This is a genomic window from Synechococcus sp. UW106 (genome assembly GCF_900474015.1).
GTDB lineage: Bacteria > Cyanobacteriota > Cyanobacteriia > PCC-6307 > Cyanobiaceae > Parasynechococcus.
In genome coordinates, this window is the sequence record NZ_UCNV01000004.1 from 58,834 (window position 1) to 82,007 (window position 23,174).

The window sequence follows — 23,174 nt, forward strand, 5'->3', positions numbered from 1 at the left end:
GCTCACCCTCAGGCCTTGGACTCGGCCTGGGCTGGTTCGGCACCTTTCTTTTTGGTGCCCATGCCGTACTTCTTCATGAAGCGGTCAACGCGTCCCTCGGTGTCGAGGATCTTTTGGGTGCCGGTGAAGAAGGGGTGGTTGCCGCTCCAGACGTCGACATGGATTTCCGGCTGGGTCGCACCAGTGGTCATGACCACTTCGCCGTTGCAGATCACCTTGGCGTCGGGATACCAGGTGGGGTGGATGTCGGGCTTTGGCATTGGTAAAAAATCAGCGCTTGGAGAACTGAGGAGCCTTACGGGCTTTCTTGAGACCGTACTTGCGACGTTCCTTGGCACGGGGGTCGCGGCTCAGGTGACCTTCCGTCTTGAGAGGCTTGCGGTTGTCAGCGGAAAGCTCACAGAGGGCGCGGGCTGCACCCTGCTTGATGGCGCCTGACTGACCTGTGAGTCCGCCGCCGTGAACATTCACCAGAATGTCGTATTCGCTAGTAAGACCAAGGGTCTCCAGGGGAGCTTTGACCGCTGCGATGTACGAGGGGTTGTAGTTCAGATAGTTGTCACCGGGACGACCATTGATCGTGATCGTTCCATTGCCGGGAACAAGGCGTACACGGGCGACTGAGGTCTTACGGCGACCGGTGCCCCAGTAAACGACGGAGTTGCTGCTCATTTGGCGGATGCGGAGGGGTTGAGCTGGAGAGGCTGGGGCTTCTGAGCCGCATGGGGATGCTCGGTGCCCTTGTAGACCTTGAGCTTGCGGAACATCTGGCGGCCCAGAGCGTTGTGAGGAAGCATTCCTTTGATGGCCTTCTCCACAATCCGCTCGGGGATCCGTTCCTGCAGAGCTTCAAAGGTTTCAACCTTCATGCCCCCGGGGCGTCCGGAGTGACGGCGGTACAGCTTTTGCTGGGGCTTTCTGCCGGTGACTTTGATTTTCTCGGCGTTCACAACGACGACAAAATCACCGGTGTCCAGATGGGGGGTGAAGCTGGGGTTGTTCTTGCCGCGAAGCACGGCGGCTACCTCAGTGGCCAGGCGGCCGAGGGTCTGATTCTCAGCGTCCACCACGTACCACTGGCGGTCGATCGAATCAATCGGGGGGAGAGAGGTCTTGTTCATCGCGCCGGCATGCCGGTTCGGTTATGTCCCGCCTGTTGCAGCGGAACTGGGCAAAGGGGGTCGGTCCAGAGCTGGACCTGACGGGGCTCAAAGATCGAGCTTACTCTTCAGCCCTCCAGCTCCTTCGAGTTGGGCAGCACTCCGAGTAGAGGCCCGTTTATCCCGGCGTTGAGGGTGGATCCGGAGGTGGATCGCTCTCAGCCAGAAAAAACCACGGCTGACAATCGTACCAGCCTGCTTTTGTGAAGACGGGCTCGGCATAGCCAGCACGCAGCAGGCAGAGGCCGGATGCGGGCGCTGACTCCTTCACCTCGTGGCGTCTTCGCTCTCGCCAACGATCCTCAAAGGCGGTAACGCTGAGACGGTGTTCGCCGACCGCCACCAACTGGGCCATCAACAGTCGCACCATGCCGTACAGGAAACCACTGGCCTGAATTTCGACCCGGAGAAGATCGCCATCACGCTCCACGAGAACCTCCTGCACCGTTGTTCGGGCATGGGCGCGACGGCTGCCTGCCTTCATGAAGGCACTGAAATCGTGCATGCCAAGCATCGTGTTCAGTGCATCCCGCATGCGGGACGCATTCAGTTTGTGCTGGTAGCGGTGCCAGCTCCAGGGGCTGAGAAACAAGTTGGGACGTCGTCCGTTGTAAATCGTGTACCTGTATCGCCGGTATGTGGCCGAATAACAGGCATGCCAATCGAGCGGACGGGCGACGGATTCGCGCACACGAATCGTGCTGGGGAGGCGTCCGTTCAAGGCGGGGGCCCATTTGCGAGCCGGGATCGGACCACTGCAGTCGAAATGCACGACCTGGCCTGCAGCATGAACACCGGCGTCAGTTCGGCCTGCAGCGAAGCTCTGCACAGGCCGATGCGGATCAAGCTGTGCGATGGCGTCCTCCAGCACGGCCTGAACGCTACGACCGTTGCGTTGACGCTGCCATCCACAAAACGAAGAACCCTCGTACTGAAGACTGAGCGCAATCCTCTGAAGGGACGGTGACTCAGGACCTGCAGACGAGGGTTCGAGGTTCAAACGTCAGGACTGACGTGAGGTGTGATCAGACCAGTTCAATAATGGCCATTTCGGCGTTATCACCACGACGGGGAACAGTCCGCGTGATACGGGTGTAACCACCTTTGCGATCGCTGTAGCGATTGGGGGCCTTGTCGAACAAAGCGTGGACAAGCTGCTTGTCGTAGATGTATCCCATGGCCCTGCGGCGGGAGGCGAGGCTTCCGTCCTTTGCCAGGGTGATCATGCGCTCGGCTTCGTCGCGAAGCGCCTTGGCCCGTGCCTTGGTGGTGGTGACCCGACCTTCCCGAATCAGCTGGGTGGTCAGGGCGCGCAGCATTGCCTTGCGCTGGTCAGCTGGGCGTCCCAGCTGAGGAACTCGGCATTGATGACGCATGGTTCTGTCGGTGACGAAGACGAAAAAGGACGTTCAGGCCGTGCTGCAGTTATGCAGAGGTGCGGCTCTGGGGGATGGAGATGCCGATGCGCTCGAGGGCTTCGATCACTTCATCAGCGGATTTAGAACCGAAGTTCTTGATCTCGAGCAGATCCTCATAGCTGAAGCCCATCAGATCAGACACGGAGTTGACCTGAGCGCGCTTGAGGCAGTTGTAGGCACGAACCGAAAGGTTCAACTCTTCCAGCGGAATCTGTGCTTCTGCCGAAGGCTCCGGCTCAGCAGGGACTTCCTCAACAAGAGTGACCGTGGCCAGCGGCTGGAACAGCTCGATCAGTTGATTGGCTGATTGAGCCAGGGCGTCGTCAGGGGTAATGGAACCGTCAGTGACGATCTCAATCCGAAGGCGCTCCCGTGCTGAGCCGCCTTCGGCAACGGCGGTTTCGTCGATGGTGAAGTTGACCCGGGTTACGGGCATGAACACAGCATCGATCTGGAGCAGATCAATCGCACTGGTTTCTTCGTTGTAACGATCAACCGGGCGATAGCCGACGCCGCGTTCCACATGAACTTCCAGCTCAAGGCTGTGTCCATCGGCCACAGTCGCGATCGGACGATCGGTGTCGACCACCTGGACCTGGGAGGAAAACTGAAGGTCGCCGGCCTTGACTTCGGCAGGACCAGCCACAACGAGGCGGCCGATCTCGAGCTCGCCAGAGCGGCTGTTGACAGTGAGCTCCTTGCAGTTCAACAGGATGTCGAGCACGTCCTCACGAACACCAGGAACCGTGGCGTATTCGTGATTGACTCCTGCAATACGAATCGCGGTCACGGCACTGCCTTCAAGCCCACCCATCAGCACGCGACGCAGCGCGTTGCCCAAGGTCGTGGCCTGGCCACGTTCAAGCGGACCAATCAGGAACACACCCGATTGGGCGCGATCCTCGGATACCTGATGCTCAATGCGATCAATCTGGTACTGCAGCACTGTCTGAATCGGGGTAAGTGGAGAAACCGGACGTAAATCAGGTCGGTTCAGACGCGGCGGCGCTTAGGCCGCCGGCAACCGTTATGAGGCAGAGGGGTGACGTCACGGATGAGCGTGATTTCGAGACCAGCAACCTGAAGAGCGCGGATGGCGGTCTCCCGTCCTGATCCAGGACCTCTCACCAGAACTTCGATTTGGCGCATCCCTTGATCAAGGGCACGACGAGCCGCTGCTTCGGCAGCTGTTTGGGCAGCGAAAGGGGTTCCTTTGCGTGCACCTTTGAAGCCACTCGCACCTGCGGACGACCAGGAAATCACTTCACCGGCAGTGTCGGTGATCGAAACGATGGTGTTGTTAAAGGTGCTCTGGATGTGAGCAACACCGTTGGGGACGTTGCGCTTGGCCTTCTTGGGCCCGGATTTTTTGACGGTTTTTGCCATGGCCGAATGCAGTCAGGGTTAAGGACGTTGAGGGCTTACTTCTTCTTGCCGGCCACAGTTTTCCGCGCGCCGCGGCGGGTCCGAGCGTTGGTGCGGGTGCGCTGTCCGCGAACTGGAAGGCTCATGCGATGGCGACGGCCACGAAGGCAACCAATGTCCTGCAGGCGCTTCAAGGCCATGCCTTCCTGCCGGCGCAGGTCACCTTCAATGGTGTATTCCTCCATGGCATTCCTGAGCTTCTGAAGATCTCCGTCCTCGAGATCTTTGACCCGGATGTCAGGGCTCACACCGGCTTTGGCCAGAATGGACTGCGAGCGGGTGAGACCAACTCCGTAGATATAGGTGAGGGACACTTCAACCCGCTTGTCGCGGGGAATGTCAACGCCGGCGATCCGTGCCACGGTTGTTCAATTGAAAAGGACAGATGCCTCCGAGGTCCTGGAGGCGAGGATGTTCAGAACAGCGGGGGATCAGCCCTGGCGCTGTTTGTGCTTGGGGTTGGCGCAAATGACCATGACCTTGCCGTGGCGACGGATCACCCGGCATTTGTCACACATTTTCTTGACTGAGCTGCGCACCTTCATGAGGCGTGGCTCTCCAAATTTCCAAACGGCAACGTTACCATGCGGGTCAACCAAGCACTAATTCGATCCGCTTGGTGATCTCCTCTACAGAGCCCTGGGCGGGGACGGACACCAGCAGCTCCTTATCGCTGTAGAAGCGAATCAGAGGTGCTGTCTTCTCCCGGTACACCTCCAGGCGGTTGCGGATCACAGCTTCGTTGTCGTCGGCGCGACCCCGCGACAGCAGCCGTTCAATCAAAACAGCGTCATCGAGCTCCAGCAGAACCACGGCTTGGATGGGTTGCTTCAGTTCGGCCAGAAGTGGTTCCAGCGCTTCAGCCTGGGGGACCGTGCGGGGAAACCCATCGAGAAGCCAGCCGTCTGTGGTTAGATCCTTCATTTGGCTTTCGACGATGGCCAGCACGAGGGCGTCACTGACCAGTTCGCCACGGTTCATCACCGCTTCAGCTTCTTTGCCCAGTTCGCTGCCTGCTGCGACTTCGGAGCGCAGCAGATCACCTGTAGACAGGTGCTTCATGCTGTTGGCATCGCACAGCCGAGCTGCCTGGGTGCCTTTGCCGGCTCCAGGAGGACCAAGAAAGAGCAAGCGATTTTTCATGGTTGCGTAATCGTGAGGTTGAGAGAACGGAAGGTGCGCTGCTCAGCAGCGCTCACTGGCGAACGAGCCCTTCGTAGCGCTGCGAAATCACATAGGTCTGGACTTGCTTGGCCGTGTCGATGGCCACACCAACCAGGATCAACAACGACGTGGCTCCAAGGCCTTGGAAGGTCTGCACATTGGTGGCGCGTTCGACGCCAGCTGGAATGATCGCGACGGCGCCGAGGAACAGACCACCCAGCAAGGTGAGACGGTTTTGGACGCCTGAGAGATACGTGGCGGTGGCGCTGCCGGGGCGAACGCCTGGAATGGCGACCCCCCCCCGTTTCAGGTTCGTGGCAATGTCAGCCGGATTAACGGTGAGTGATGCGTAGAAATACGAGAAACCCAGGATCAACGCAAAAAATGTGAGCGCATAGGGCCAGGGGTTAGCGGCTCCCGGGTTCAGGGCGCTGGCTGCGCGGATCAACAACTCGCTTTTGGTCAGATTGGCGATGGTGACAGGAAGGAAAATCAGGGCCGAGGCGAAAATGATTGGCATCACTCCGCCAGCGTTCAGCTTGAGCGGCAGGTAGCTCTGACGTGTGGGTAGAACTCCAGCACTACCGACCTGGCGCTTAGCACTCACGATGGGGATCCGGCGCGCTCCTTCCTGCACGAAGATAATTCCGACGATTGTGGCCAGGAACACCAGCACCAGAACGACGATGCCAAGAACGGTGTCGCGGTCACCGGTTTGAGCGGCTTCGATCGTCGCACCAAGCGTGCGAGGCAGTGTTGCGACGATGTTCAGGAAAATCACCAGGGAAGCGCCTTGGCCAATGCCCCGCTCTGTGATGACTTCACTAAGCCACATCACCACCATTGACCCGGTGACCAAGGCAAGCGCTGTCTGCACGACAAAGACCACTTCGCTCAGGCCTTCCACGGCGTACTGGCGCAGGATCATTGCGAAGACCACGCTCTGGACGAGACCCCAGCCCAAGGCGACATAACGGGTGATCTGGGCGATCTTTCTCCGACCTGCCTCCCCTTCATTCTTCTGCAGATCCTCCAGCTGAGGCAAAGCTGCGGTTAGCAGTTGGAGGATGATCGAAGCATTGATGAATGGCAGGATCCCTAGGGCAAAGATGCCCAGGGTGGAAATACCACCACCAGTGAAAATGTCCAGGAAGCCGATCAGTTGTCCGCCCTGATCGATGAACTGCTTGAACGCTTCTCGATCAATTCCTGGCATCGGGATGTAGATCCCAAGACGCACCAACAGCAGCAGCCCGAGCGTGGTGAGCACGCGACTGCGTAGCCCAGGGTTGGTGATCAGCTGGCTGATCACTTCGGAGGCGTTGGGGTTGCGACCCCGACTGACGAGCATGTCTGGAGGAAAGTGAAGTTGGGCGAAAAGCCAAGAAGCCGCCCGTGGATCGAAATCCAGCGGACGGCTCAGACCCTAGGGCTGACTTGGGGACGAGCCCCCGTTTAGTCGAGGGTTTCGCAGGTGCCGCCTGCAGCTTCGATCTTGGTGCGGGCGGAGGCGGTGAACGCTGAGGCCTGAACTGTCAGCTTTTTGGCTGTCAGTTCGCCATTACCGAGCATCTTCAGCGGATGCTTGGGGCTGGTCACAATGCCGTCCTTGACCAGGGAATCCAGGTTGACGGTGCTGCCCTCCTTCACTGTGTTCAATGCCGAGACATTGAGCACAGTGAAGTGCTTGGGATTCACCAGGGGGAAGTGCTTCAGCTTCGGTACCCGGCGGTACAGAGGCATCTGGCCACCTTCGAAGCCTGGACGAGTGGGGCGGCCAGAGCGGGACTTTTGACCGCGCATACCGAAGCCGCAGCTGGCACCCTGACCTGCGGCGATGCCGCGACCTTTGCGCAGTTTGCGGCGACGAGCGCCCTTATTGGATTTGAGGGAATCGAGTCGGAGAGTCATCGCGAATCAGGAGTAGATCTGCTCGAGGGAGATTCCCCGTTCCTTGGCCGTCTCCTTGTGGGTGCGGAGAAGCGACAGGGCCACCATGGCAGCCCGGGCATTGTTCAGGGGTGTCTTGCTGCCCAGGCGCTTGGCCAAGACATTTTTGATGCCGGCGAGTTCGAGCACCGTGCGGATGGATCCGCCGGCGATCACACCAGTACCAGGGGCTGCAGGGCGAATGAGCACGCTTGCTGCACCATCGCGACCGTTGGAGAGGGTCGGGATGGAGTTGTGACGGGTCAATGGCACTTTGACGAGGTGCTTTTTGCCGTCGGCCACACCCTTGCGCACGGCGCCGATCACATCACCAGCTTTGCCGACACCAACGCCGACTTGGCCTTTTTCGTTGCCGACGACGACGATGGCGCGGAAGCTCATCTTTTTGCCGCCTTTCACGGTCTTGGAGACGCGGCGGATTTGCACCACACGCTCCTGCCATTCGGAGTCGCGCTCTTGGCCGCGGCGCCCGCCGCGACGGTCTCCACGACGACCATCACGGTCGCCACGACCACGGCGTTGTTCCTGTTGCTGCTGCCCTTCGGCTGCCGCTGGAACGTCGGCCGCACCCGGTACGGCATTGGGATTGGATTGGGGGGAGGAATCTGTCATGGGTTAAGCAGGAATCAGAACTGAAGGCCCGCTTCCCGGGCGGCGTCGGCAAGGGCTTTAATCCGGCCGTGGTACAGATTGCCGCCACGGTCGAACACCACCTGCTGGATGCCTTTGGCGATGGCTCGCTTGGCCACCAGTTCGCCGACGGCGACGGAGGCGTCGCAGCTACCAGCAGGAGCCTTGAGACCGGTACGCAGCTCTTTGTCGACGGTGGACGCAGAGCAGAGAGTGCTCTGGGCCGCGTCGTCGATGACTTGGGCGTAGATGTGATTGTTGGAACGGAACACTGCCAGCCGCGGACGGTCTGGGGTGCCAGTGATGTGGCGGCGCAGACGCCGGTGGCGTTTCTGCGTTTGTTGTTTGCGGGAAAGTTTGGACATGGTGGGTGAAAGGAAGGAACGTCAGGACAAGGCTTATTTCTTGCCGGACTTGCCCGCCTTGCGCAGGATGTGCTCGCCCTCGTACTTGATGCCCTTGCCCTTGTAGGGCTCGGGGGGACGGACGGCGCGGACCTTCGCGGCTTCGTTGCCCACCAGCTCCTTGTCGATGCCGGAGACGATCACCTTGGTGTTGTTTTCAACCTTGAAGGTGATGCCTTCAGGGGCCTCCAGCTCCACGGGGTGGCTGTAGCCAGCACTTACCACGAGGGTTTTGCCTTTGACCTGGGCACGGGAGCCCACGCCGACGATCTCCAAAGCTTTGCTGTAGCCGTTGCTGACCCCTTCGATCATGTTGGCGACCAGGGTTCGGCTCAGGCCGTGGCGCTCTCGGGAGATGCGCTTGGTGCTCGTGGGGGAGACCACGATGGAGTCGTTGTCCTGACTGACGCTGACGCCATCAGGAAGGGTGCGTTCCAGTTCACCCTTGGGTCCTTTCACCTTGACGGTGAGTCCGTCGAGGGAAACCGTGACCTTCTCAGGGATGGGAACGGGGTTTTTGCCGATTCGTGACATGGTTCAGCTCCGGATCAGTAGACGTAACAGAGCACTTCGCCACCGACGCCCTCACGGCGGGCGTCGCGGTCGCTCATCACACCCTTGGAGGTGGAGATGATCGCCACGCCCAGTCCTCCGAGGACTTTGGGCAGGCCGCGAGTGTTTTTGTAGATGCGGAGACCGGGCTTGCTGACCCGCTGCATCGAGCGGATGGTGGGCAGCCTGTGCTTGCCGCTGTACTTGAGGGCGAGCACCAGTTCGGTGCGAACGCCTTCACCCTGCTCGCTGATCTCGGAGATGAAGCCCTCCTGCTGCAGCACCTTGGCGATGCTGCGAGTCATCCGCGAAGCGGGGATCTTGGTGGTTTCGTGACGTTTCTCACTCGCATTGCGAATGCGGGTGAGCATGTCGGAAATGGGGTCGTGGTTGGCCATAGGTGTCGACGGGGAGGGCTCAGTTGCTCTGGAACGGCATTCCCATCTCGCGGAGGAGGGCCCGGCCCTCTTCGTCCGAACGGGCGGTGGTCACGATGGTGATGTCCATGCCCCGGATTGCATCGATCTTGTCGAAGGAGATCTCAGGGAAAATGATCTGTTCGCGCACCCCAAGGGTGTAGTTGCCGCGCCCATCGAAACTCTTGGGGCTGACCCCGCGGAAGTCGCGGATGCGAGGCAGCGCCAGGTTGATCAGGCGTTCGAGGAAGGCGTACATCCGATCACCACGGAGGGTGACGGCACAGCCGATCGGCATGCCCTGCCGAATCTTGAAGCCGGCGATGGCCTTCTTTGCACGGGTCACCAGGACCTTCTGGCCGGTGATCTGCGCCAGCTCATTGACCGAAGCCTCGAGGGACTTGGCGTTGGCGGCGGCTTCGCCGAGACCCCGGTTCACGGTGACTTTCACCACCTTGGGGACTTCATGGATGTTATTGAGGGAGAGATCCTTCTTCAGCTTGGGCTGAATGGTCTCCCTGTAGCGCTTCTTGAGTGACATAACGGGTTGGGGTGCTTCTGGACGTGGTCAGAAGTCGGGATCAGTCGAGGACTTCACCGGTTTTCTTCAGCCGGCGCTTTTTGGTGCCGTCCTTCTCGACGACGATTTCAACGCGGCTTGCCACCTTTTTGGCGGTGGAATAAAGCATCACGTTGGAGGCATGCAGGGATGCTTCCTCGGTCACGATGCGGCCGGTCTCGCCCTCCTGGGTGGGCTTTTCGTGGCGGGTGCGCATGTTCACCCCTTCCACGACGACACGGTTCTCGTTGGGCAGGGTGCGCAGAACGGCACCGGTCTTGCCCTTGTCCTTGCCGGCGATCACCTGGACGGTGTCACCCTTGCGGATGCGCATTTTGATGCGCTCGGTGGCCTTGGCCTTGGTGGTTGCAGTCGCCATGGTCAGATCACCTCCGGAGCGAGGGACACGATTTTGGTGAAGCTGCGCTCGCGCAGCTCACGGGCCACCGGTCCGAAGACGCGGGTGCCTTTTGGGTTCTTGTCGTCGTTGATGAGCACGGCGGCGTTGTCGTCAAACCGGATTGAGTTGCCGGTTTCACGGCGCATGGTGGCTTTGGTGCGCACCACAACAGCCTTGACGACGTCGGATTTCTTGACGCCCATGTTGGGGGCGGCATCCTTTACCGCGGCAACGATCACGTCGCCCACGTGGGCATAGCGACGGTTGGTGCCGAGGACGCGAATGCACTGGATGCGCTTGGCGCCACTGTTGTCGGCAACGGTGAGATAGGACTCCTGCTGGATCACTGCTTCACCTCCTGAGCTTCAGCCTTGCTGGCTTCCTCAGCTGCAGCCTTTGGGCTGTGGCTGAGAACCTCGGCAATGGCCCACCGCTTTTGGCGGCTCATGGGACGGGTTTCAGTGATACGAACGCGGTCTCCGACGCGACAGGTGTTGTCTTCGTCGTGAGCCTTGTAACGGGTGGTACGGCTGACCGTCTTTTGATAGATGGGGTGAGGGAAGCGGCTTTCCACCGCGACCACCACCGTTTTCTCCATCTTGTCGCTGACGACGGTGCCGACCCTTTCCTTGACTGCCATGGTTACGGAGGGGGGATCAGGAGGCGGTGGAGCGCTGGCGCTCCGACTGCACCGTCAGCAGCTGGGCCAGCTTGATGCGGACCTCTTTGAAACGGTGCGTGTTGGCGAGCTGGCGCGTGGCCTGCTGGAAACGGAGTTGGAACAGTTCGCGGCGCAGGCCGTCGATCTGTTCGGTGATGTCCGAATCGGAGAGGCTGCGCACATCTGCGGCGTTGGGACGGGCCATGGTCAGGACTCCACGGTGACGGCTTCAGAAGCTGCCGGGGCCTTGGCACCAGCTGGCTTCTCCTGCTCATCCAGCTGGATGAACTTGGTCTTCACGGGAAGCTTGTATTGCGCGAGGCGCATGGCTTCCTTGGCGATTTCGGGGGTGATTTCATCACCGCCCATCTCAAACAAGATCCGGCCGGGCTTGATCACCGCCACCCAGAATTCTGGGTTGCCCTTACCGGAACCCATCCGGGTTTCGGCAGCGCGCATGGTGACTGGCTTGTCGGGGAAGATCCGGATCCAGATTTTTCCGCCACGTTTGACGTAACGGGTCATGGCACGACGGCTGGCCTCGATCTGGCGCGAGGTGATCCAGCCACATTCCTGTGCCTGCAGCGCGAACTGTCCGAAGGCAATGGTGTTGCCCCGGGTGGCGACGCCGCGCATGCGGCCTCGCTGCTGCTTACGGAATTTGACGCGTTTTGGACTCAGCATGGTTCAGGCCTCCTGTTCAACCCTCGTTGGAGCGGTCTTCGAACTGTTGGGGCCGACGGCTGGCCCGGCGCCGGGGGGCGGCACCCACCGGCATGGGCTGAGCCTGTTCGCTCAGCACCTCGCCCTTGAACACCCACACCTTGATGCCAAGCACGCCGTAGGTCGTACTAGCCACTTTGGTGGCGTAGTCGATGTCGGCACGCAGGGTGTGCAGGGGAACTCGACCCTCACGGGTCCACTCCGTCCGAGCAATCTCAGCACCGTTCAGGCGACCGGAGACCTGGATCTTGAGACCCAGTACACCGGCACGCTGGGCGCGCTGCACAGCCATGCGGATGGTGCGGCGGAAGGCCACACGCTTTTCCAGCTGCTGGGCGATGTACTCGGCCAAGAGGAAGGCATCACCGTCGACGCGTTCGACCTCGACAACATTGATCCGCACCTGACGACTGGAGTCGCCGACGGTCTTCTGAATGCCGGAGCGAAGTTCTTCGATACCGCTGCCTTGACGGCCGACCAGCACACCGGGGCGTGCGGTCTTGAGTTCAACTTCCAATTGATCGGCCTTGCGGGCGATCAGCACATCGCTGATGCCTGCCGAGCCGTACTTCTTGTGGATGAACTTGCGAATCCGATCGTCCTCTTGAAGGAGGGCCGGATAACTCTTGCTGGAGGCGTACCAGCGTGACCGGTGTTCCTGGGTGATCCCCAGGCGCAGACCGGTTGGGTGGATTTTGTGTCCCATTGGGTCAGAGTCCTCGGGGGTCAGGAATCGGTCTGAGCCGCCACAGCAATGCTGATGTGGCAGGTCTGTTTCTTGATCTGGAAGGCCCGGCCCTGGGCGCGGGGGCGATAGCGCTTCATGGAGGGGCCCATGTCAGCGCTTGCGCTCGCGATCACCAGAGATGAGGGGTCGAGACCGAGATTGTGCTCAGCGTTGGCCACTGCAGACCGGAGCACCTTGGTGATGGGTCCGGTGGAGCGGTAAGGCATGAACTCGAGCATGATCAGTGCGTCGCGGTAAGTGCGGCCACGGATCTGGTCAAGCACACGGCGCACCTTCGAAACGGAACCTCGGATGAAGCGTCCGTGAGCTTGGGCAATAGGTGCCGTTGGGGTAGACGATGTCATGGATTAGCGGCCTCCTTTCTTGTCTCTGATGTGGCCCTTGAAGGTGCGGGTGGGAGCAAACTCCCCCAGCTTGTGACCGACCATTTGCTCGGTGATGAACACCGGCACGTGGGTTCGGCCGTTGTGTACCGCGATCGTGTGGCCAATCATCATCGGCAGGATCGTGGAGGCCCGTGACCAGGTCTTGATCACGGACTTGTCGTCGTTGTCGTTCTGCTTTTCAACCTTGCGAAGCAGGCTGTCGGCAATAAACGGACCTTTTTTGAGTGAACGTCCCATAACGGTTTAAGCAAGCGGCAAAGTGATGGTTTGCATCAGGAATCGCGTCCGCCACGGCTCCGCTTGGAGGTCTTGCGACGCTTCCGGAGCACGTATTGGTTGCTGGGTTTGTTCCGCTTGCGGGTCTTGAGACCGAGGGCGGGTTTGCCCCAGGGAGTCACCGGACCGGAACGGCCGATTGGTGCACGACCCTCACCACCACCGTGGGGGTGATCGCAGGGGTTCATCACACTGCCTCGAACCTGAGGACGACGACCCAACCAGCGGCGACGACCAGCCTTGCCCAGGCTGGTGTTGCGCATCTCGGAGTTGCCGACCTCGCCGAGGGTGGCGTAGCACTCGCGGCGCACCAGCCGAACTTCGGTGGAGGGAAGTTTGAGAGCGACGTAGTCGCCTTCCTTCGCCATCACCTGGGCGCTGGCACCAGCGGTACGGACCATCTGGCCGCCGCGGCCGGCGTAGAGCTCGACGCAGTGGACGCTGGAACCAAGAGGCACCGCTGAAAGCGGCATGGCGTTGCCGTTTTCAATCGGGACATCAGGGCCGGAGACCACGGTCTGGCCGACCTGCACTCCTGCGGGAGCCAGGATGTAGCGCTTCTCGCCATCGGCATAGAAGAGCAATGCCAGGCGTGCGTTGCGGTGCGGGTCGTAGTGGATTGCCGCAACTTTGGCGGAGACACCGTGCTTATTGCGACGGAAATCCACCACGCGGTAGAGGCGTTTGTGACCGCCACCGCGGTGGCGGCAGGTGATCACACCGCGGTTGTTGCGGCCCTTGCGGCGGTGTTTAGCCACCACCAGGGTCCGCTCCGGTTTGCGGCTGGTGATCTCACTGAAATCAGTGACCACCCGGGTGCGGGTACCGGGGGTGTAGGGGCGGAAATTACGGATTGCCATGACGATTCAGACCCCTCAGGACTCAGGGAAGAGTTGGATCGAGTTGCCCTCCGCAAGGCGCACCACGGCTTTCTTCACTTGGGCACGTTTGCCAGCGAAGCGCCCCATCCGACGCGAGCGTCGAGGGGGATTCATGGTGCTGATGCCGGTGACCTTCACATCGAAGAGCTGCTCAACGGCGGCCTTGATGTCGGGTTTTGCGGCGCGGTGGTCGACCTCGAAGGTGTACTGGTTGATTTCGAGGGCTCGTGTGGCCTTCTCGGTAATCAAGGGACGGCGGATCACATCCGCCAGGCGGCCTTGGAAACGTTCAGTCATCGCCGTAGACCTCCTGGATGGTTGCGAGAGCTTCCTCGCCCAGCACCAAAGCATTGGCATGGAGCAGGTCGAAGACGTTCAGCTGATCCGCGGAGATCAACTTGACTTTCTCCAGGTTGCGCACGGAGCGGCGAACAACATCGGAGGGGTTCGTCAGAACGATGAGCACCTTGGAACCGGCAGCGACACCGAGGCGTCCCAAAGCATCCGTGATCTCACGGGTTTTGGGGGCTTCCAGCGAAGCAGCAAAGTCCTTCACGACAGTCACATCGTCAATGCGGGCCATCAGCGCTGTGCGCAGGGCCAGACGACGCTCCTTGCGGTTCATCGCAAGGTTGTACGTGCGGGGCTTGGGTCCGAAGATGATGCCGCCGCCTGGTTTCAGGGGAGTCCGGATGGATCCCTGGCGGGCTCGTCCAGTTCCTTTCTGCTTGTAAGGCTTGCGACCGCCACCACGTACTTCTGAACGGGTGAGGGTGCTGGCGGTTCCTTGGCGTGCATGGGCCTGCTGACGCAGAACAGCCCGGTGCATGAGATCAACCGCGGTGGTCTCCTTGGCCACCTTCAGGTCCAGGGTTGCCTTGCCGGCTTCCTTGCCCTGCCAATCACGAACGACACAACTGGCCATCACTTACCTCCTTTGGCGGGCTTGGCGCCCACGCGCACGGCCGGGCGGATGTTGAGCAGCGCACCGGGTTTGCCGGGCACGGATCCCTTCACCACCAGCAAATTGTGCTCGCTGTCCACCTTGAGGATGGTCAGACCGCGGGTGGTGATTTTCTTGCCGCCGTAGCGACCGGCCATCCGCTTGCCGGGGTAGATGCGGCCCGGGGTTGTACCGGCACCGGTTGAACCCGGTTCGCGGTGGTTCTTGGAGCCGTGGGTCATCGGACCCCGGCTGAAACCGTGGCGCTTTTGGTAGCCAGCGAAGCCTCGGCCCACGGTGTCACCGCTGACGTCCACTTTCTGACCGGCTTCGAAATCGCCGACGGTGATGGATCCACCTAGTTCGAGCCCTTCAACGCTGTCGATGCGGTATTCGCGCAGATGACGAAGAAGACCCTCACCGGATTTGGTCAGGTGACCCTGGGCGGGTTTGTTGATCAGCTTTTCGCGGGATTCGCCAAAGCCGATCTGCACTGCGGAATAACCGTCAGTGTCGTTGTTTTTGAGTTGGGTGATGCGGCAGGGGCCGGCTTCGATCAAGGTGACCGGAACAGCTCTGCCCTGCTCGTCGAAGAACTGGGACATACCCAGCTTCTTCCCGAGAATGCCGATGGACATGGGTGGGGAGGAAGCGCCAGCGTGGACAACCACCAGGCGGAGATCCGCATGGGGTCAGGTGCTGATCGATTGGACGCAGACGTGGTTCGAAGCTGAACTCCCGAGGGAGTGGATTCGAATGGGCTAGCGAACGATGCAGCGAGGCTGGGACTTGCATCTGCACGGTGTGCTGTTGCAGTTTCCCGACGGGGATTTCCGAAGAAAGCCTCCGTACTGGCCTAGAGATCCGACGCAATCGTCGAATCTGTTCTGTCGACTGGAGGCCCGGCTAGCGGACGGGCACAGAAACACAGAACAAACAACGAACCTACACCACCGCCCTTGCAGCTCCACTGATCCCTCTGCCTGCTGCCAGAATCACCCCAATCCCTGTAGATGCCATGCCTCTGCTTCTCACCGGTCAGGCATTTCGCCGCGATCTCGAAGCCAATGGCTGCCTGGCTGTTCAGGCCCCGCTCGAGGGTGGTGCAGAAACGCGCTTGCTGCGCCGTTTGCGAGGCGCTGGATACCGCACCCGCATGACATCAGCTCGCGGACTCGGTGATCCGGAGGTGTTCCTCACCCAGAAGCACGGCATCCGTCCTCCCCATCTCGGTCATCAAAGCGTGGGTCGTGGTGCTGCTGTGGGAGAAGTGCAGGAGGTGGCTCCCCAGCTCGGAGACCTGTTTGAGGGTGATGCCCCTGTGGCTCTCTGGCTTCTTGAGGGTCAGGTGCTGTCGCGTTCGGAACTTCTCTCGCTTTGCGACCTCTGCAAGCGCGAACCCCGTTTACGCATCATCGTGGAGATGGGTGGTGCCCGAAGCCTGAAGTGGGAACCGATGACCACACATTTGAACGCCTGACACCTGACGAAGCCCTCGATCAGGGCCGCTGGGTCAAGCTCATCTGTGGGGCCAGCAATCAGGATTTGCCTGCCATTGCCGATTTGACCGCTGTTTTTGCGGCTGTCGGTGTTCATTGCATTGATGTGGCTGCCGATCCAGCGGTTGCGCTTGCAGCCCGTCGTGGCCTCGACTGGGCTGAAGCCCACACGGGCCATCGTCCCTGGCTCATGGTCAGCCTCAGCGATGGCATGGATGCTCACTTCCGCAAGGCTTGGTTCGACGCCGACCGCTGTCCCGCGGACTGTCCGCGTCCTTGCGAAAGGATTTGCCCCGCCGCAGCAATTCCGCCCGGTGCTGGGATCGACCAGCAGCGCTGCTATGGCTGCGGTCGCTGCTTGCCGGCCTGCCCCCATGGGCTAATCGAGGAACGCGACCATCGACTGGCTCCAGAGCAGGTGATCACGCTGCTGAAATCCATTCAGCCCGATGCAGTGGAGATTCACACGGGGTCTGGGCATGAGGAGGGCTCCACGATGCTGATCCAAAGCCTTCAGCAGCACAACGTTCCCTTGCAGCGCTTGGCCGTGAGCTGCGGGTTGGAGGGGCATGGCGTGAATGCTGATCAGTTGGCTCGGTTGCTGTGGCATCGCCATTCCTGTTTGCGGCAAGCCGGTTACAGGCCCCTCTGGCAATTGGATGGGCGGCCGATGAGTGGTGATGTGGGAGCTGGAACAGCGCGGGCTGCGGTTCAGCTCTGGCGTGCCATGCGTCTTCTGGCACCACCTGGTCCGCTGCAGCTTGCCGGTGGAACCAATGCCGCAACGGTGGATCTCTTGCATTCGAGGGAGCGGCCGGCCGGCATTGCCTTTGGTGGTGTGGCGCGTCGCTTGCTGATGCCCGTGCTCAATGAGGCTCAAACCCGTGGATCTGCTCTGTGGCAATGGCCCGAGGGTTGGGAGCTTGCCCTCTCCCTTGCGCGTCCATTGGTTACTCCATGGCTGCGCCGCTCTTGCTAGAAGGCTGAAACGCGCAGTTCCCATGGGCACGCAACGGGTCACCGACGATCTGGATCGCCTTCTCGAACTTCTGCCGGATGCCGTGCAGGAGCAGTTGCGGGCGGAGGAGGCTCGACAGCAGTTGCTTGAGGTGGTGCTCGATCTCGGTCGACTCCCGGAAGCGCGTTATCCAGGTCGTGCCTTGGCACTGGGCTCCACGCCCTTGTCTCGGGAGGACCTTGTGGCGGTGGTGGCCAGGATTGGTCAGTTCGGAGGCGATAACCGGGCAGGCATTGAAAGGACCCTTCACCGGATCAGCGCGATCCGCAACCGCCAGGGTGAGGTGGTTGGTCTGACCTGCCGTGTGGGGCGTGCCGTTTTCGGCACCGTTGCCATGGTGCGGGATCTTTTGGATGGAGGGCAGTCCCTGCTGTTGATGGGGCGCCCGGGTGTCGGCAAGACAACGGCATTGCGGGAGATCGCCCGGGTGCTCGCTGATGAGTTGGAGCGGCGCGTTGTGGTGATTGACACGAGCAATGAGATCGCCGGTGATGGCGACATCCCGCATCCCGCGATTGGCAGGGCCCGCCGCATGCAGGTGGCCAGGCCTGAACTGCAGCACCAAACCATGATCGAGGCGGTGGAAAACCACATGCCTGAAGTCATCGTGATCGATGAGATCGGCACCGAGCTGGAGGCGCAGGCGGCTCGCACCATTGCTGAGCGTGGCGTGGTGCTGGTCGCCACAGCTCATGGCAATGCCCTGGCAAACCTGATCAAGAACCCCACCCTCAGTGATCTGGTGGGTGGAATTCAGGCGGTCACCCTCGGGGATGAGGAGGCCCGGCGGCGGCGCAGTCAGAAGACGGTGCTCGAGCGCGCGGCTGACCCAACTTTTCCGGTTGCGGTTGAAATGCACAGTCGTCACCGCTGGGCCGTGCATACCGACGTTGCTGCCACGGTGGACCAGTTGCTCAGGGGCCTGCAGCCCAGAGTTCAGGAGCGCGAGCTGACTGCTGAGGGTGGTGTTCAGCTTGTTGATCCCCCGCAGTCGTCGGGTTTGCTAACCCCTCCTTCTCCTCGACCGTCAGCTGGACGGCCTGTCTCTGTTCCTGTGTCTGTGCCTCAGACCAGTGCAGCAGAAGCTTCTCCTCCTGCCCCTCCTGAGAACACCGACGTTTTGCAGGTTCTCTGTTGTGGGATCACCCCCCGGCTTGTGGACGAAACCATTCGTTCTCACGGCTGGACTGCGCGGGTGGTGGACGATTTAAGTGAGGCGGATGTTGTGTTGAGCATTCGGCTGGGACTCAGTCGTCAACCGTCTCTGAGGCGTCAGGCTAGGGATCTTGGGATTCCAATCCTGGTGATCAAGTCCGACACCCTGCCCCAGGTGACCCGTGCCATGGCTCGCCTCTTGAGTCGTCGGGCAAGTGAAACGGCTGCGGATGCCATCGCTCCCGATCGGGCGTCAAAGGACGATGAATTTGCTGCTCTTGAGGAATGCCGGCTTGCAGTGGAACAAGTGGTGATGCCGCAAGGCAGGCCTGTGGAATTGTTGCCGCGAACGGAACGCGTGCTTCGCATGCAGGCGGATCTTGTCAGTCGTTACCAACTGCGTAGTGATGTTTTCGGTCAAGCCGAACAGTCGCGTTTGCGGGTCTTCCCTCCCTGATTGCCCTTCGCTTGATTCGCTCGGTGGATTGACGAAGGGTTGGCTGCTATGAGTAACTATTAGTGCTCCGGTGAGCCACAGGTTGTGGTCTTTTCCGGTTCAGTGGGCCGTCGCCAAGCGGTAAGGCAGCGGGTTTTGGTCTCGCCATTCCTAGGTTCGAATCCTAGCGGCCCAGTTTTTGTCCATGAACCATCGACCCTTGCTGGTGTTCGATTTCGACGGGGTCATCGTCGATGGCATGGCCGAGTACTGGTGGAGTGCTTGGCATGCGTGTCTTCGCCTTGACGCCTCTCCGACAGGATTGACTCCCGACCGGGTGCCTGATGCGTTCCGTCGGCTGCGCCCATGGGTGCATCACGGTTGGGAGATGGTGTTGCTGGCCGCTGAGCTGCCTGTTCTGGACCCTCAGGTTTGGATGCAGTCCTACGACGAAGCCCAGGCGCTCGCTTTACAGCGTCACGGATGGGAGCCGGAGCAGCTGCAAGCCGCCCTGGATGCGTCCCGTGATGAATCTGTTCGGCAGAACCGCCCCGCTTGGTTGGCATTGCATCGGCCCTTCCCAGGGTTGGTGGCAAGGCTCCGCCAGCTTGAGGCTGAGGGCGTGGACTGGGCTGTCCTGACCACCAAGACCCAGGCCTTTACCGCTGAGCTGCTGAACAGTCTTGGTCTGCATCCCTGGCGTTTGGACGGTCGCGAAGCTGGAGCAAAGCCCCAGGTTCTGCTTCAGCTTCAGCAGCAGCGAACGTTGTGTGGCTTCGTTGAAGACCGTCGGGCGACGCTGGAGGCTGTGCGGTCCACGCCAGGGTTGGAACGACTGCCCTGCTTCCTGGTGAGTTGGGGCTATCTTCGCCCCCAGGATCAGAGCAATCTTCCTCCCGGGATTGCGTTGCTCCATCCGGATCGTTTCCGGGCCCCCCTGGCGCAATGGCCCTGATTCGCTACGGTACGCTTGTACTACCTGAGACGATTCGTCGCTTCTGTGGCATTGGATCTCTCGTTCCTTAGTTTCAGGTCTCTTCCATGCCTGCAGATATGAAATCCAGTGCTTCCGACCCCCGCTCCTCCGGTGAGAAAGACAAGGCGCTAAATCTGGTCCTAGGTCAGATCGAGCGCAACTTCGGTAAAGGGTCGATCATGCGGCTCGGCGATGCCTCCCGCATGAGGGTGGAGACGATCTCCACCGGTGCGCTGACCCTCGATCTTGCCCTGGGTGGTGGTTACCCGAAGGGCCGGGTGGTGGAGATTTACGGCCCAGAAAGTTCTGGTAAAACCACTCTCACCCTGCATGCGATTGCTGAAGTGCAGAAGCGTGGTGGTGTGGCGGCCTTCGTGGATGCGGAGCATGCTCTGGACCCCGTTTATGCCGCTTCGTTGGGTGTGGATGTTGAGAACCTTCTGGTCTCTCAGCCCGATACCGGTGAGATGGCTCTGGAGATCGTCGATCAACTGGTGCGATCGGCGGCGGTTGATCTTGTCGTTATCGACTCGGTGGCCGCTCTCACGCCCCGCGCCGAGATCGAGGGAGAAATGGGAGACCTGGCGGTTGGCAGTCAGGCGCGTCTGATGAGTCAGGCCATGCGCAAGATCACCGGCAACATCGGCAAGTCGGGTTGCACCGTCATCTTCCTCAACCAGCTGCGTCTCAAGATTGGTGTGACCTACGGCAATCCAGAGACGACCACTGGAGGCAATGCGCTCAAGTTCTATGCCTCGGTTCGCCTCGACATCCGTCGGATTCAGACGCTCAAGAAGGGGACGGAGGAATTCGGGATCAGGGCCAAAGTGAAAGTGGCGAAAAACAAGGTGGCGCCACCCTTCCGCATTGCTGAATTCGACATTCTTTTTGGCCGCGGCATCAGCACCCTGGGCTGTTTGCTTGATCTCGCCGAAGAGACAGGCGTGGTTGTGCGCAAGGGCGCTTGGTACAGCTACGAGGGAGACAACATCGGGCAGGGTCGCGACAACACCATCACCTGGATGGAGGAGAACCCGGAATCTACGGCCACGATTGAGACGCTCGTGCGTCAAAAGCTGACGGAAGGTTCGGAAGTGAAGTCGAATTCCATGCGGCCCCTGGCGGCTGCTGCGAAGGCGACTGTCGATAAGTCGACTCCGGGTAAGGCCCCGGAAGCGGCTGCTTGATCTCAGCCGGGTTGGGTCAGTGACTGCTTGCCGCAGACCTGGCCCTGCTGAGCCAGTTCAGCCATTCGCTGTAGTTCCTGGATGGCTTCAGCCCCCTCCAGTTTCACGAGTTCTCGGCCATTGCGGGATTCCACCCAGCTGATGCCGAAATCGGAGACAAGAAAGCGCACGATGTGGCCATCGCCGATGTCAGCCACAAACGAGGCGCCATGGCCATCGCGGCCGTCGCCGCAGGAGTAGCAGGTGGCTGTGACACCGGCACTTTCGAGGCTGTCGGCAAGGGCCTGCAGGCTCATCACCAAGTCTTCGACGACAGATCTGTAATGCTCGGCTAAACGCGGAAACATGATTGAGTCTCCAATGAGACTAATCCTAAAAGTTTTCTTTCGTTTTCGCGTGTTTGGTCCGGCTGGCCGATCAGGGGGTATCCGAGAGCGTCCACCAGCCTGCGGCGGGTCCGATGAATCGCACCGTGATCCATAGGACCACCATGGCGCCGATTCCGATCCAGGCGCCGCGTGTGGTCACCGCCATGAACTGCTGTGTCTGATTGCGCGTCAGAGGAAGCCAGGACACCACTCGCGGCGATGTATCCGGTGCTTTTGTGTTGGCCTTGGACTGACGAGGGGGCAGGCCCTGTGCAGCTCGGCGGCGTGCTTCTCCCATGCACTTCTGCGCGTTGAACGGAGGTTAGGCGTTGTTCAGTCCGGCAGCAGTCGCTGCAGTGGAATCCAGGGCTCAAGCCGATGCAGCACCTGATCACCCCAACTGCGCCCTCGGAGACGACCATCAAGGATGGCTAGGCGTCCACCGCTGCGTCGCAGTGGTGCAATGGCTGCTGGGATCAAGCTCAATGCTTCCGGCAAAAGCAGGGTGCGGAACCAGTCTTCGCCCTGTTGTTTCAAGCGTTCCACCCTTGCTGAGGTGAGTGGATTGTCCAGGCTGGCGAGGGGAAGCATGCCGATAATCAGCTGCGCTGGGGAGGGGAGATGCTCCTGATGCTCAAGCCACCAGTCCCAGCTGCAGGTCACCACACCATTGCTTTCGGGTGCAGTCGATTCATGGTCTACACGCCGTCCGAATTCGGCAGCCAGGGAGCTGGTGAGCTGGCGCCGTAGTTGGTCGTCATTGATCAGCAGGATGGTCATTCCCGCCTGACCAAGGATGAGCCGTCTGCTCTCCTCAAGGAGATGTTGGGAATAGATCCGTGTGTTCGGCAGCGGCTGGCGGCGGGGGGCATAGAGAGGGAGGGGTTCATTGAGCTCCCGTTCACGCAGTGTTGCGCGGACGTCGGGGACCACCCCCGCCTGCTCAAATTCCAGATCCAGCCTTGCGTTATCTCCATTGCTGCTGAACATCAGGCAGGGGTGATCATGCAGAACCCCCCGCAGAAGTTGAAGGGGTTCCAAGGGGGCCAGCTGCCAGCGCCATTGGAGCAACCGGTGATCGAGTTCAGCCCACTCCGTCCAGTCCGCCGGGTTGATCTTTCGGAGCTTGTCCCAGGGCTCAGGGCTCGATGGCATCAGCTGGAGGAGGTCACGCAGCGCTTGCCCTGCTGAGCCCTCGAGTCGCACCGCGCCCCCTGGTCGCGTGGCTCCAGCGAACAGCTGTCGGCTCATCCGGTCATGCAGCTCCATCAACCCGGCTTCAGCCTGTGGGCAGGCCTGGCGAAGCTCGTCCCAGTGATGGGGGGTGATCTCAAACGTGAGGGCGTTGCGCATTCGACGGCTCAACTGATCCATCTCCGGGATCAGCAGTTGTCGCGTGCCCAAGTGCCCATCCCGATGGGCCTGAATCAGCTCTGCAACATCCATCAACCAGAGCTGTGGCCCCTCAGGTGGGGTTGTCCCTTGCCAACAGGGAAGGCGTAGGCCCTGGTTCCGTAAACGGGGCAATTCCAACTGGAGCAGGCGCCGACGCTGGGGAGCCGTCAAGACAAGAGCCCCAGCTTCGGGAGCCAGACAAAGCGGTACAAGAAGACCGAGCCACCAACGTTCGCTGCTGCTGGGGGGGAGTTGGACGAGCGTTGTATCGCGACGCCTCAGGCTTCTGGCCACCAACCGGCTCAGGGTCAGGTGGTGGGGCCAATCCGATTCCTCCTGGCGGAGCAGGGTTTTGATCTGATGGTGGGCCTGGGCTTCCAACATCGTCAAACCCTAAGCAGGGCTCCCCCTGTGATTGGTTCATGGCAATCCATCCATCAACAT

General features: G+C 60.6%; 37 protein-coding genes and 1 tRNA gene. 6 read left to right on the forward strand and 32 right to left on the reverse strand.

The window, feature by feature from the left end:
* Nucleotides 1-8 precede the first annotated feature (8 nt).
* The 29 genes from rpmE to rplC form a co-directional block, all read right to left on the reverse strand.
* Nucleotides 9-260 carry a 50S ribosomal protein L31 gene (gene rpmE / locus DXY30_RS03175; RefSeq protein WP_115022769.1) on the reverse strand — a complete coding sequence of 84 codons (252 nt, stop codon included), beginning with the start codon at nucleotides 258-260 and terminating at the stop codon, nucleotides 9-11.
* A gap of 10 nt (nucleotides 261-270) precedes the next feature.
* On the reverse strand, nucleotides 271-672 hold the full coding sequence (rpsI, locus tag DXY30_RS03180; protein WP_115022771.1) for a 30S ribosomal protein S9: 402 nt from the start codon (nucleotides 670-672) through the stop codon (nucleotides 271-273).
* Nucleotides 669-1,121: a 50S ribosomal protein L13 gene (gene rplM / locus DXY30_RS03185; RefSeq protein WP_115022773.1), complete on the reverse strand. Its 453-nt coding sequence runs from the start codon at nucleotides 1,119-1,121 to the stop codon at nucleotides 669-671. The genes rpsI and rplM overlap by 4 nt, the downstream gene beginning before the upstream one ends.
* Nucleotides 1,122-1,278: 157 nt before the next feature.
* Nucleotides 1,279-2,160, reverse strand: a complete 882-nt coding sequence (truA, locus tag DXY30_RS03190) for a tRNA pseudouridine(38-40) synthase TruA (RefSeq protein ID WP_115093361.1) — start codon at nucleotides 2,158-2,160, stop codon at nucleotides 1,279-1,281.
* Between the two features lie 25 nt (nucleotides 2,161-2,185).
* Complete coding sequence (gene rplQ, locus DXY30_RS03195; RefSeq protein ID WP_006851925.1) at nucleotides 2,186-2,536, reverse strand: 50S ribosomal protein L17; 351 nt, start codon at nucleotides 2,534-2,536, stop codon at nucleotides 2,186-2,188.
* Between the two features lie 49 nt (nucleotides 2,537-2,585).
* A complete protein-coding gene (locus DXY30_RS03200) occupies nucleotides 2,586-3,524 on the reverse strand; it encodes a DNA-directed RNA polymerase subunit alpha (protein WP_115022776.1) in 939 nt (312 codons plus the stop codon).
* Between the two features lie 47 nt (nucleotides 3,525-3,571).
* A complete protein-coding gene (rpsK, locus tag DXY30_RS03205; RefSeq protein ID WP_006850182.1) occupies nucleotides 3,572-3,964 on the reverse strand; it encodes a 30S ribosomal protein S11 in 393 nt (130 codons plus the stop codon).
* 35 nt (nucleotides 3,965-3,999) lie between these two features.
* Complete coding sequence (rpsM, locus tag DXY30_RS03210) at nucleotides 4,000-4,365, reverse strand: 30S ribosomal protein S13 (RefSeq protein WP_115093362.1); 366 nt, start codon at nucleotides 4,363-4,365, stop codon at nucleotides 4,000-4,002.
* 69 nt (nucleotides 4,366-4,434) lie between these two features.
* A complete protein-coding gene (gene rpmJ, locus DXY30_RS03215) occupies nucleotides 4,435-4,548 on the reverse strand; it encodes a 50S ribosomal protein L36 (RefSeq protein ID WP_006850859.1) in 114 nt (37 codons plus the stop codon).
* 46 nt (nucleotides 4,549-4,594) lie between these two features.
* On the reverse strand, nucleotides 4,595-5,146 hold the full coding sequence (locus tag DXY30_RS03220) for an adenylate kinase (RefSeq protein ID WP_115093363.1): 552 nt from the start codon (nucleotides 5,144-5,146) through the stop codon (nucleotides 4,595-4,597).
* A 52-nt stretch (nucleotides 5,147-5,198) separates the two neighbouring features.
* On the reverse strand, nucleotides 5,199-6,518 hold the full coding sequence (gene secY, locus DXY30_RS03225; protein ID WP_115093364.1) for a preprotein translocase subunit SecY: 1,320 nt from the start codon (nucleotides 6,516-6,518) through the stop codon (nucleotides 5,199-5,201).
* Between the two features lie 104 nt (nucleotides 6,519-6,622).
* The gene (gene rplO, locus DXY30_RS03230) at nucleotides 6,623-7,078 is read right to left on the reverse strand and encodes a 50S ribosomal protein L15 (RefSeq protein WP_115093365.1); all 456 of its coding nucleotides are present in this window, start codon (nucleotides 7,076-7,078) and stop codon (nucleotides 6,623-6,625) included.
* A gap of 6 nt (nucleotides 7,079-7,084) precedes the next feature.
* Nucleotides 7,085-7,729 (reverse strand): 30S ribosomal protein S5, encoded by a 645-nt coding sequence (rpsE, locus tag DXY30_RS03235; protein WP_011363379.1) that lies wholly within the window; start codon nucleotides 7,727-7,729, stop codon nucleotides 7,085-7,087.
* A 14-nt stretch (nucleotides 7,730-7,743) separates the two neighbouring features.
* A complete protein-coding gene (gene rplR / locus DXY30_RS03240) occupies nucleotides 7,744-8,112 on the reverse strand; it encodes a 50S ribosomal protein L18 (protein WP_115022787.1) in 369 nt (122 codons plus the stop codon).
* A gap of 33 nt (nucleotides 8,113-8,145) precedes the next feature.
* The gene (gene rplF, locus DXY30_RS03245; protein ID WP_115093366.1) at nucleotides 8,146-8,685 is read right to left on the reverse strand and encodes a 50S ribosomal protein L6; all 540 of its coding nucleotides are present in this window, start codon (nucleotides 8,683-8,685) and stop codon (nucleotides 8,146-8,148) included.
* A gap of 14 nt (nucleotides 8,686-8,699) precedes the next feature.
* A complete protein-coding gene (rpsH, locus tag DXY30_RS03250; RefSeq protein ID WP_006850769.1) occupies nucleotides 8,700-9,101 on the reverse strand; it encodes a 30S ribosomal protein S8 in 402 nt (133 codons plus the stop codon).
* Nucleotides 9,102-9,120: 19 nt separating this feature from the next.
* Entirely contained in the window at nucleotides 9,121-9,660 is a 540-nt protein-coding gene (gene rplE / locus DXY30_RS03255) for a 50S ribosomal protein L5 (RefSeq protein ID WP_115022791.1), read from the reverse strand.
* Nucleotides 9,661-9,700: 40 nt separating this feature from the next.
* Nucleotides 9,701-10,057, reverse strand: a complete 357-nt coding sequence (gene rplX, locus DXY30_RS03260) for a 50S ribosomal protein L24 (RefSeq protein WP_115022793.1) — start codon at nucleotides 10,055-10,057, stop codon at nucleotides 9,701-9,703.
* Between the two features lie 2 nt (nucleotides 10,058-10,059).
* Nucleotides 10,060-10,425 (reverse strand): 50S ribosomal protein L14, encoded by a 366-nt coding sequence (rplN, locus tag DXY30_RS03265; protein WP_115022795.1) that lies wholly within the window; start codon nucleotides 10,423-10,425, stop codon nucleotides 10,060-10,062.
* A complete protein-coding gene (gene rpsQ / locus DXY30_RS03270; protein ID WP_115022797.1) occupies nucleotides 10,422-10,718 on the reverse strand; it encodes a 30S ribosomal protein S17 in 297 nt (98 codons plus the stop codon). Before rpsQ ends, rplN begins: the two co-directional genes overlap by 4 nt.
* Before the next feature lie 16 nt (nucleotides 10,719-10,734).
* Nucleotides 10,735-10,944 carry a 50S ribosomal protein L29 gene (gene rpmC / locus DXY30_RS03275; protein ID WP_038551201.1) on the reverse strand — a complete coding sequence of 70 codons (210 nt, stop codon included), beginning with the start codon at nucleotides 10,942-10,944 and terminating at the stop codon, nucleotides 10,735-10,737.
* Nucleotides 10,945-10,946: 2 nt separating this feature from the next.
* Complete coding sequence (rplP, locus tag DXY30_RS03280) at nucleotides 10,947-11,423, reverse strand: 50S ribosomal protein L16 (protein WP_115022799.1); 477 nt, start codon at nucleotides 11,421-11,423, stop codon at nucleotides 10,947-10,949.
* A 16-nt stretch (nucleotides 11,424-11,439) separates the two neighbouring features.
* Complete coding sequence (gene rpsC, locus DXY30_RS03285) at nucleotides 11,440-12,168, reverse strand: 30S ribosomal protein S3 (RefSeq protein WP_115022801.1); 729 nt, start codon at nucleotides 12,166-12,168, stop codon at nucleotides 11,440-11,442.
* Between the two features lie 20 nt (nucleotides 12,169-12,188).
* Nucleotides 12,189-12,554 carry a 50S ribosomal protein L22 gene (gene rplV / locus DXY30_RS03290; protein WP_115022804.1) on the reverse strand — a complete coding sequence of 122 codons (366 nt, stop codon included), beginning with the start codon at nucleotides 12,552-12,554 and terminating at the stop codon, nucleotides 12,189-12,191.
* A 3-nt stretch (nucleotides 12,555-12,557) separates the two neighbouring features.
* Nucleotides 12,558-12,833 (reverse strand): 30S ribosomal protein S19, encoded by a 276-nt coding sequence (gene rpsS / locus DXY30_RS03295; protein ID WP_006849645.1) that lies wholly within the window; start codon nucleotides 12,831-12,833, stop codon nucleotides 12,558-12,560.
* Between the two features lie 35 nt (nucleotides 12,834-12,868).
* Nucleotides 12,869-13,732 (reverse strand): 50S ribosomal protein L2, encoded by an 864-nt coding sequence (rplB, locus tag DXY30_RS03300; RefSeq protein WP_115022806.1) that lies wholly within the window; start codon nucleotides 13,730-13,732, stop codon nucleotides 12,869-12,871.
* Nucleotides 13,733-13,747: 15 nt separating this feature from the next.
* A complete protein-coding gene (locus DXY30_RS03305) occupies nucleotides 13,748-14,050 on the reverse strand; it encodes a 50S ribosomal protein L23 (RefSeq protein ID WP_115022808.1) in 303 nt (100 codons plus the stop codon).
* Nucleotides 14,043-14,678: a 50S ribosomal protein L4 gene (gene rplD, locus DXY30_RS03310; RefSeq protein ID WP_115022810.1), complete on the reverse strand. Its 636-nt coding sequence runs from the start codon at nucleotides 14,676-14,678 to the stop codon at nucleotides 14,043-14,045. Before rplD ends, DXY30_RS03305 begins: the two co-directional genes overlap by 8 nt.
* Nucleotides 14,678-15,334 carry a 50S ribosomal protein L3 gene (gene rplC, locus DXY30_RS03315; RefSeq protein ID WP_115022811.1) on the reverse strand — a complete coding sequence of 219 codons (657 nt, stop codon included), beginning with the start codon at nucleotides 15,332-15,334 and terminating at the stop codon, nucleotides 14,678-14,680. Before rplC ends, rplD begins: the two co-directional genes overlap by 1 nt.
* Before the next feature lie 380 nt (nucleotides 15,335-15,714).
* Here rplC and DXY30_RS03320 point away from each other — a divergent pair, with 380 nt between their 5' ends.
* The 6 genes from DXY30_RS03320 to recA all read left to right on the forward strand — a co-directional run bounded on the left by DXY30_RS03320 (nucleotide 15,715) and on the right by recA (nucleotide 20,967).
* Nucleotides 15,715-16,176, forward strand: coding sequence for an NAD(P)H-quinone oxidoreductase subunit N (locus DXY30_RS03320; RefSeq protein WP_115022813.1), 462 nt, complete (start codon nucleotides 15,715-15,717; stop codon nucleotides 16,174-16,176).
* On the forward strand, nucleotides 16,143-17,174 hold the full coding sequence (locus DXY30_RS03325; protein ID WP_115093367.1) for an LdpA C-terminal domain-containing domain: 1,032 nt from the start codon (nucleotides 16,143-16,145) through the stop codon (nucleotides 17,172-17,174). The genes DXY30_RS03320 and DXY30_RS03325 overlap by 34 nt, the downstream gene beginning before the upstream one ends.
* A 22-nt stretch (nucleotides 17,175-17,196) precedes the next feature.
* Nucleotides 17,197-18,825, forward strand: coding sequence for an AAA family ATPase (locus DXY30_RS03330; RefSeq protein WP_115093368.1), 1,629 nt, complete (start codon nucleotides 17,197-17,199; stop codon nucleotides 18,823-18,825).
* Nucleotides 18,826-18,928: 103 nt separating this feature from the next.
* A tRNA-Gln gene (locus DXY30_RS03335) sits at nucleotides 18,929-19,000 on the forward strand.
* Nucleotides 19,001-19,009: 9 nt separating this feature from the next.
* The gene (locus tag DXY30_RS03340; RefSeq protein ID WP_115093369.1) at nucleotides 19,010-19,759 is read left to right on the forward strand and encodes an HAD family hydrolase; all 750 of its coding nucleotides are present in this window, start codon (nucleotides 19,010-19,012) and stop codon (nucleotides 19,757-19,759) included.
* An 86-nt stretch (nucleotides 19,760-19,845) separates the two neighbouring features.
* Nucleotides 19,846-20,967: a recombinase RecA gene (gene recA / locus DXY30_RS03345; RefSeq protein WP_115022820.1), complete on the forward strand. Its 1,122-nt coding sequence runs from the start codon at nucleotides 19,846-19,848 to the stop codon at nucleotides 20,965-20,967.
* A 2-nt stretch (nucleotides 20,968-20,969) separates the two neighbouring features.
* Here recA and DXY30_RS03350 read toward each other — a convergent pair whose 3' ends face one another.
* From DXY30_RS03350 to DXY30_RS03360, 3 genes are all read right to left on the reverse strand, one after another.
* A complete protein-coding gene (locus DXY30_RS03350) occupies nucleotides 20,970-21,314 on the reverse strand; it encodes a DUF1815 family protein (protein WP_115093370.1) in 345 nt (114 codons plus the stop codon).
* Nucleotides 21,315-21,384: 70 nt separating this feature from the next.
* The gene (locus DXY30_RS03355; protein WP_115093371.1) at nucleotides 21,385-21,633 is read right to left on the reverse strand and encodes a DUF2839 domain-containing protein; all 249 of its coding nucleotides are present in this window, start codon (nucleotides 21,631-21,633) and stop codon (nucleotides 21,385-21,387) included.
* A 35-nt stretch (nucleotides 21,634-21,668) separates the two neighbouring features.
* Entirely contained in the window at nucleotides 21,669-23,114 is a 1,446-nt protein-coding gene (locus DXY30_RS03360) for a helicase (protein WP_115093372.1), read from the reverse strand.
* Between the last annotated feature and the right edge of the window lie 60 nt (nucleotides 23,115-23,174).

Bases quoted from the DNA above. Each gene is read 5' to 3' on its own strand.
- rplP (WP_115022799.1), bottom strand. From the start codon at position 11,423: ATGCTGAGTCCAAAACGCGTCAAATTCCGTAAGCAGCAGCGAGGCCGC.
- rpsK (WP_006850182.1), bottom strand. From the start codon at position 3,964: ATGGCAAAAACCGTCAAAAAATCCGGGCCCAAGAAGGCCAAGCGCAAC.
- rpsC (WP_115022801.1), bottom strand. From the start codon at position 12,168: ATGGGACACAAAATCCACCCAACCGGTCTGCGCCTGGGGATCACCCAG.
- rplX (WP_115022793.1), bottom strand. From the start codon at position 10,057: ATGGCGACTGCAACCACCAAGGCCAAGGCCACCGAGCGCATCAAAATG.
- DXY30_RS03340 (WP_115093369.1), top strand. From the start codon at position 19,010: ATGAACCATCGACCCTTGCTGGTGTTCGATTTCGACGGGGTCATCGTC.
- rpmC (WP_038551201.1), bottom strand. From the start codon at position 10,944: ATGGCCCGTCCCAACGCCGCAGATGTGCGCAGCCTCTCCGATTCGGAC.
- DXY30_RS03220 (WP_115093363.1), bottom strand. From the start codon at position 5,146: ATGAAAAATCGCTTGCTCTTTCTTGGTCCTCCTGGAGCCGGCAAAGGC.
- DXY30_RS03355 (WP_115093371.1), bottom strand. From the start codon at position 21,633: ATGGGAGAAGCACGCCGCCGAGCTGCACAGGGCCTGCCCCCTCGTCAG.
- rplD (WP_115022810.1), bottom strand. From the start codon at position 14,678: ATGGCCAGTTGTGTCGTTCGTGATTGGCAGGGCAAGGAAGCCGGCAAG.
- DXY30_RS03350 (WP_115093370.1), bottom strand. From the start codon at position 21,314: ATGTTTCCGCGTTTAGCCGAGCATTACAGATCTGTCGTCGAAGACTTG.
- rplQ (WP_006851925.1), bottom strand. From the start codon at position 2,536: ATGCGTCATCAATGCCGAGTTCCTCAGCTGGGACGCCCAGCTGACCAG.
- rpsE (WP_011363379.1), bottom strand. From the start codon at position 7,729: ATGACAGATTCCTCCCCCCAATCCAATCCCAATGCCGTACCGGGTGCG.
- rpmJ (WP_006850859.1), bottom strand. From the start codon at position 4,548: ATGAAGGTGCGCAGCTCAGTCAAGAAAATGTGTGACAAATGCCGGGTG.
- rplE (WP_115022791.1), bottom strand. From the start codon at position 9,660: ATGTCACTCAAGAAGCGCTACAGGGAGACCATTCAGCCCAAGCTGAAG.
- rplF (WP_115093366.1), bottom strand. From the start codon at position 8,685: ATGTCACGAATCGGCAAAAACCCCGTTCCCATCCCTGAGAAGGTCACG.
- rpsI (WP_115022771.1), bottom strand. From the start codon at position 672: ATGAGCAGCAACTCCGTCGTTTACTGGGGCACCGGTCGCCGTAAGACC.
- secY (WP_115093364.1), bottom strand. From the start codon at position 6,518: ATGCTCGTCAGTCGGGGTCGCAACCCCAACGCCTCCGAAGTGATCAGC.
- rpmE (WP_115022769.1), bottom strand. From the start codon at position 260: ATGCCAAAGCCCGACATCCACCCCACCTGGTATCCCGACGCCAAGGTG.
- DXY30_RS03330 (WP_115093368.1), top strand. From the start codon at position 17,197: ATGGGCACGCAACGGGTCACCGACGATCTGGATCGCCTTCTCGAACTT.
- rpsS (WP_006849645.1), bottom strand. From the start codon at position 12,833: ATGGGACGTTCACTCAAAAAAGGTCCGTTTATTGCCGACAGCCTGCTT.
- DXY30_RS03305 (WP_115022808.1), bottom strand. From the start codon at position 14,050: ATGACTGAACGTTTCCAAGGCCGCCTGGCGGATGTGATCCGCCGTCCC.
- rplM (WP_115022773.1), bottom strand. From the start codon at position 1,121: ATGAACAAGACCTCTCTCCCCCCGATTGATTCGATCGACCGCCAGTGG.
- rplR (WP_115022787.1), bottom strand. From the start codon at position 8,112: ATGTCCAAACTTTCCCGCAAACAACAAACGCAGAAACGCCACCGGCGT.
- rpsH (WP_006850769.1), bottom strand. From the start codon at position 9,101: ATGGCCAACCACGACCCCATTTCCGACATGCTCACCCGCATTCGCAAT.
- rplB (WP_115022806.1), bottom strand. From the start codon at position 13,732: ATGGCAATCCGTAATTTCCGCCCCTACACCCCCGGTACCCGCACCCGG.
- rpsQ (WP_115022797.1), bottom strand. From the start codon at position 10,718: ATGGCAGTCAAGGAAAGGGTCGGCACCGTCGTCAGCGACAAGATGGAG.
- rplV (WP_115022804.1), bottom strand. From the start codon at position 12,554: ATGACATCGTCTACCCCAACGGCACCTATTGCCCAAGCTCACGGACGC.
- DXY30_RS03360 (WP_115093372.1), bottom strand. From the start codon at position 23,114: ATGTTGGAAGCCCAGGCCCACCATCAGATCAAAACCCTGCTCCGCCAG.
- rplO (WP_115093365.1), bottom strand. From the start codon at position 7,078: ATGACTCTCCGACTCGATTCCCTCAAATCCAATAAGGGCGCTCGTCGC.
- DXY30_RS03320 (WP_115022813.1), top strand. From the start codon at position 15,715: ATGCCTCTGCTTCTCACCGGTCAGGCATTTCGCCGCGATCTCGAAGCC.
- rplC (WP_115022811.1), bottom strand. From the start codon at position 15,334: ATGTCCATCGGCATTCTCGGGAAGAAGCTGGGTATGTCCCAGTTCTTC.
- recA (WP_115022820.1), top strand. From the start codon at position 19,846: ATGCCTGCAGATATGAAATCCAGTGCTTCCGACCCCCGCTCCTCCGGT.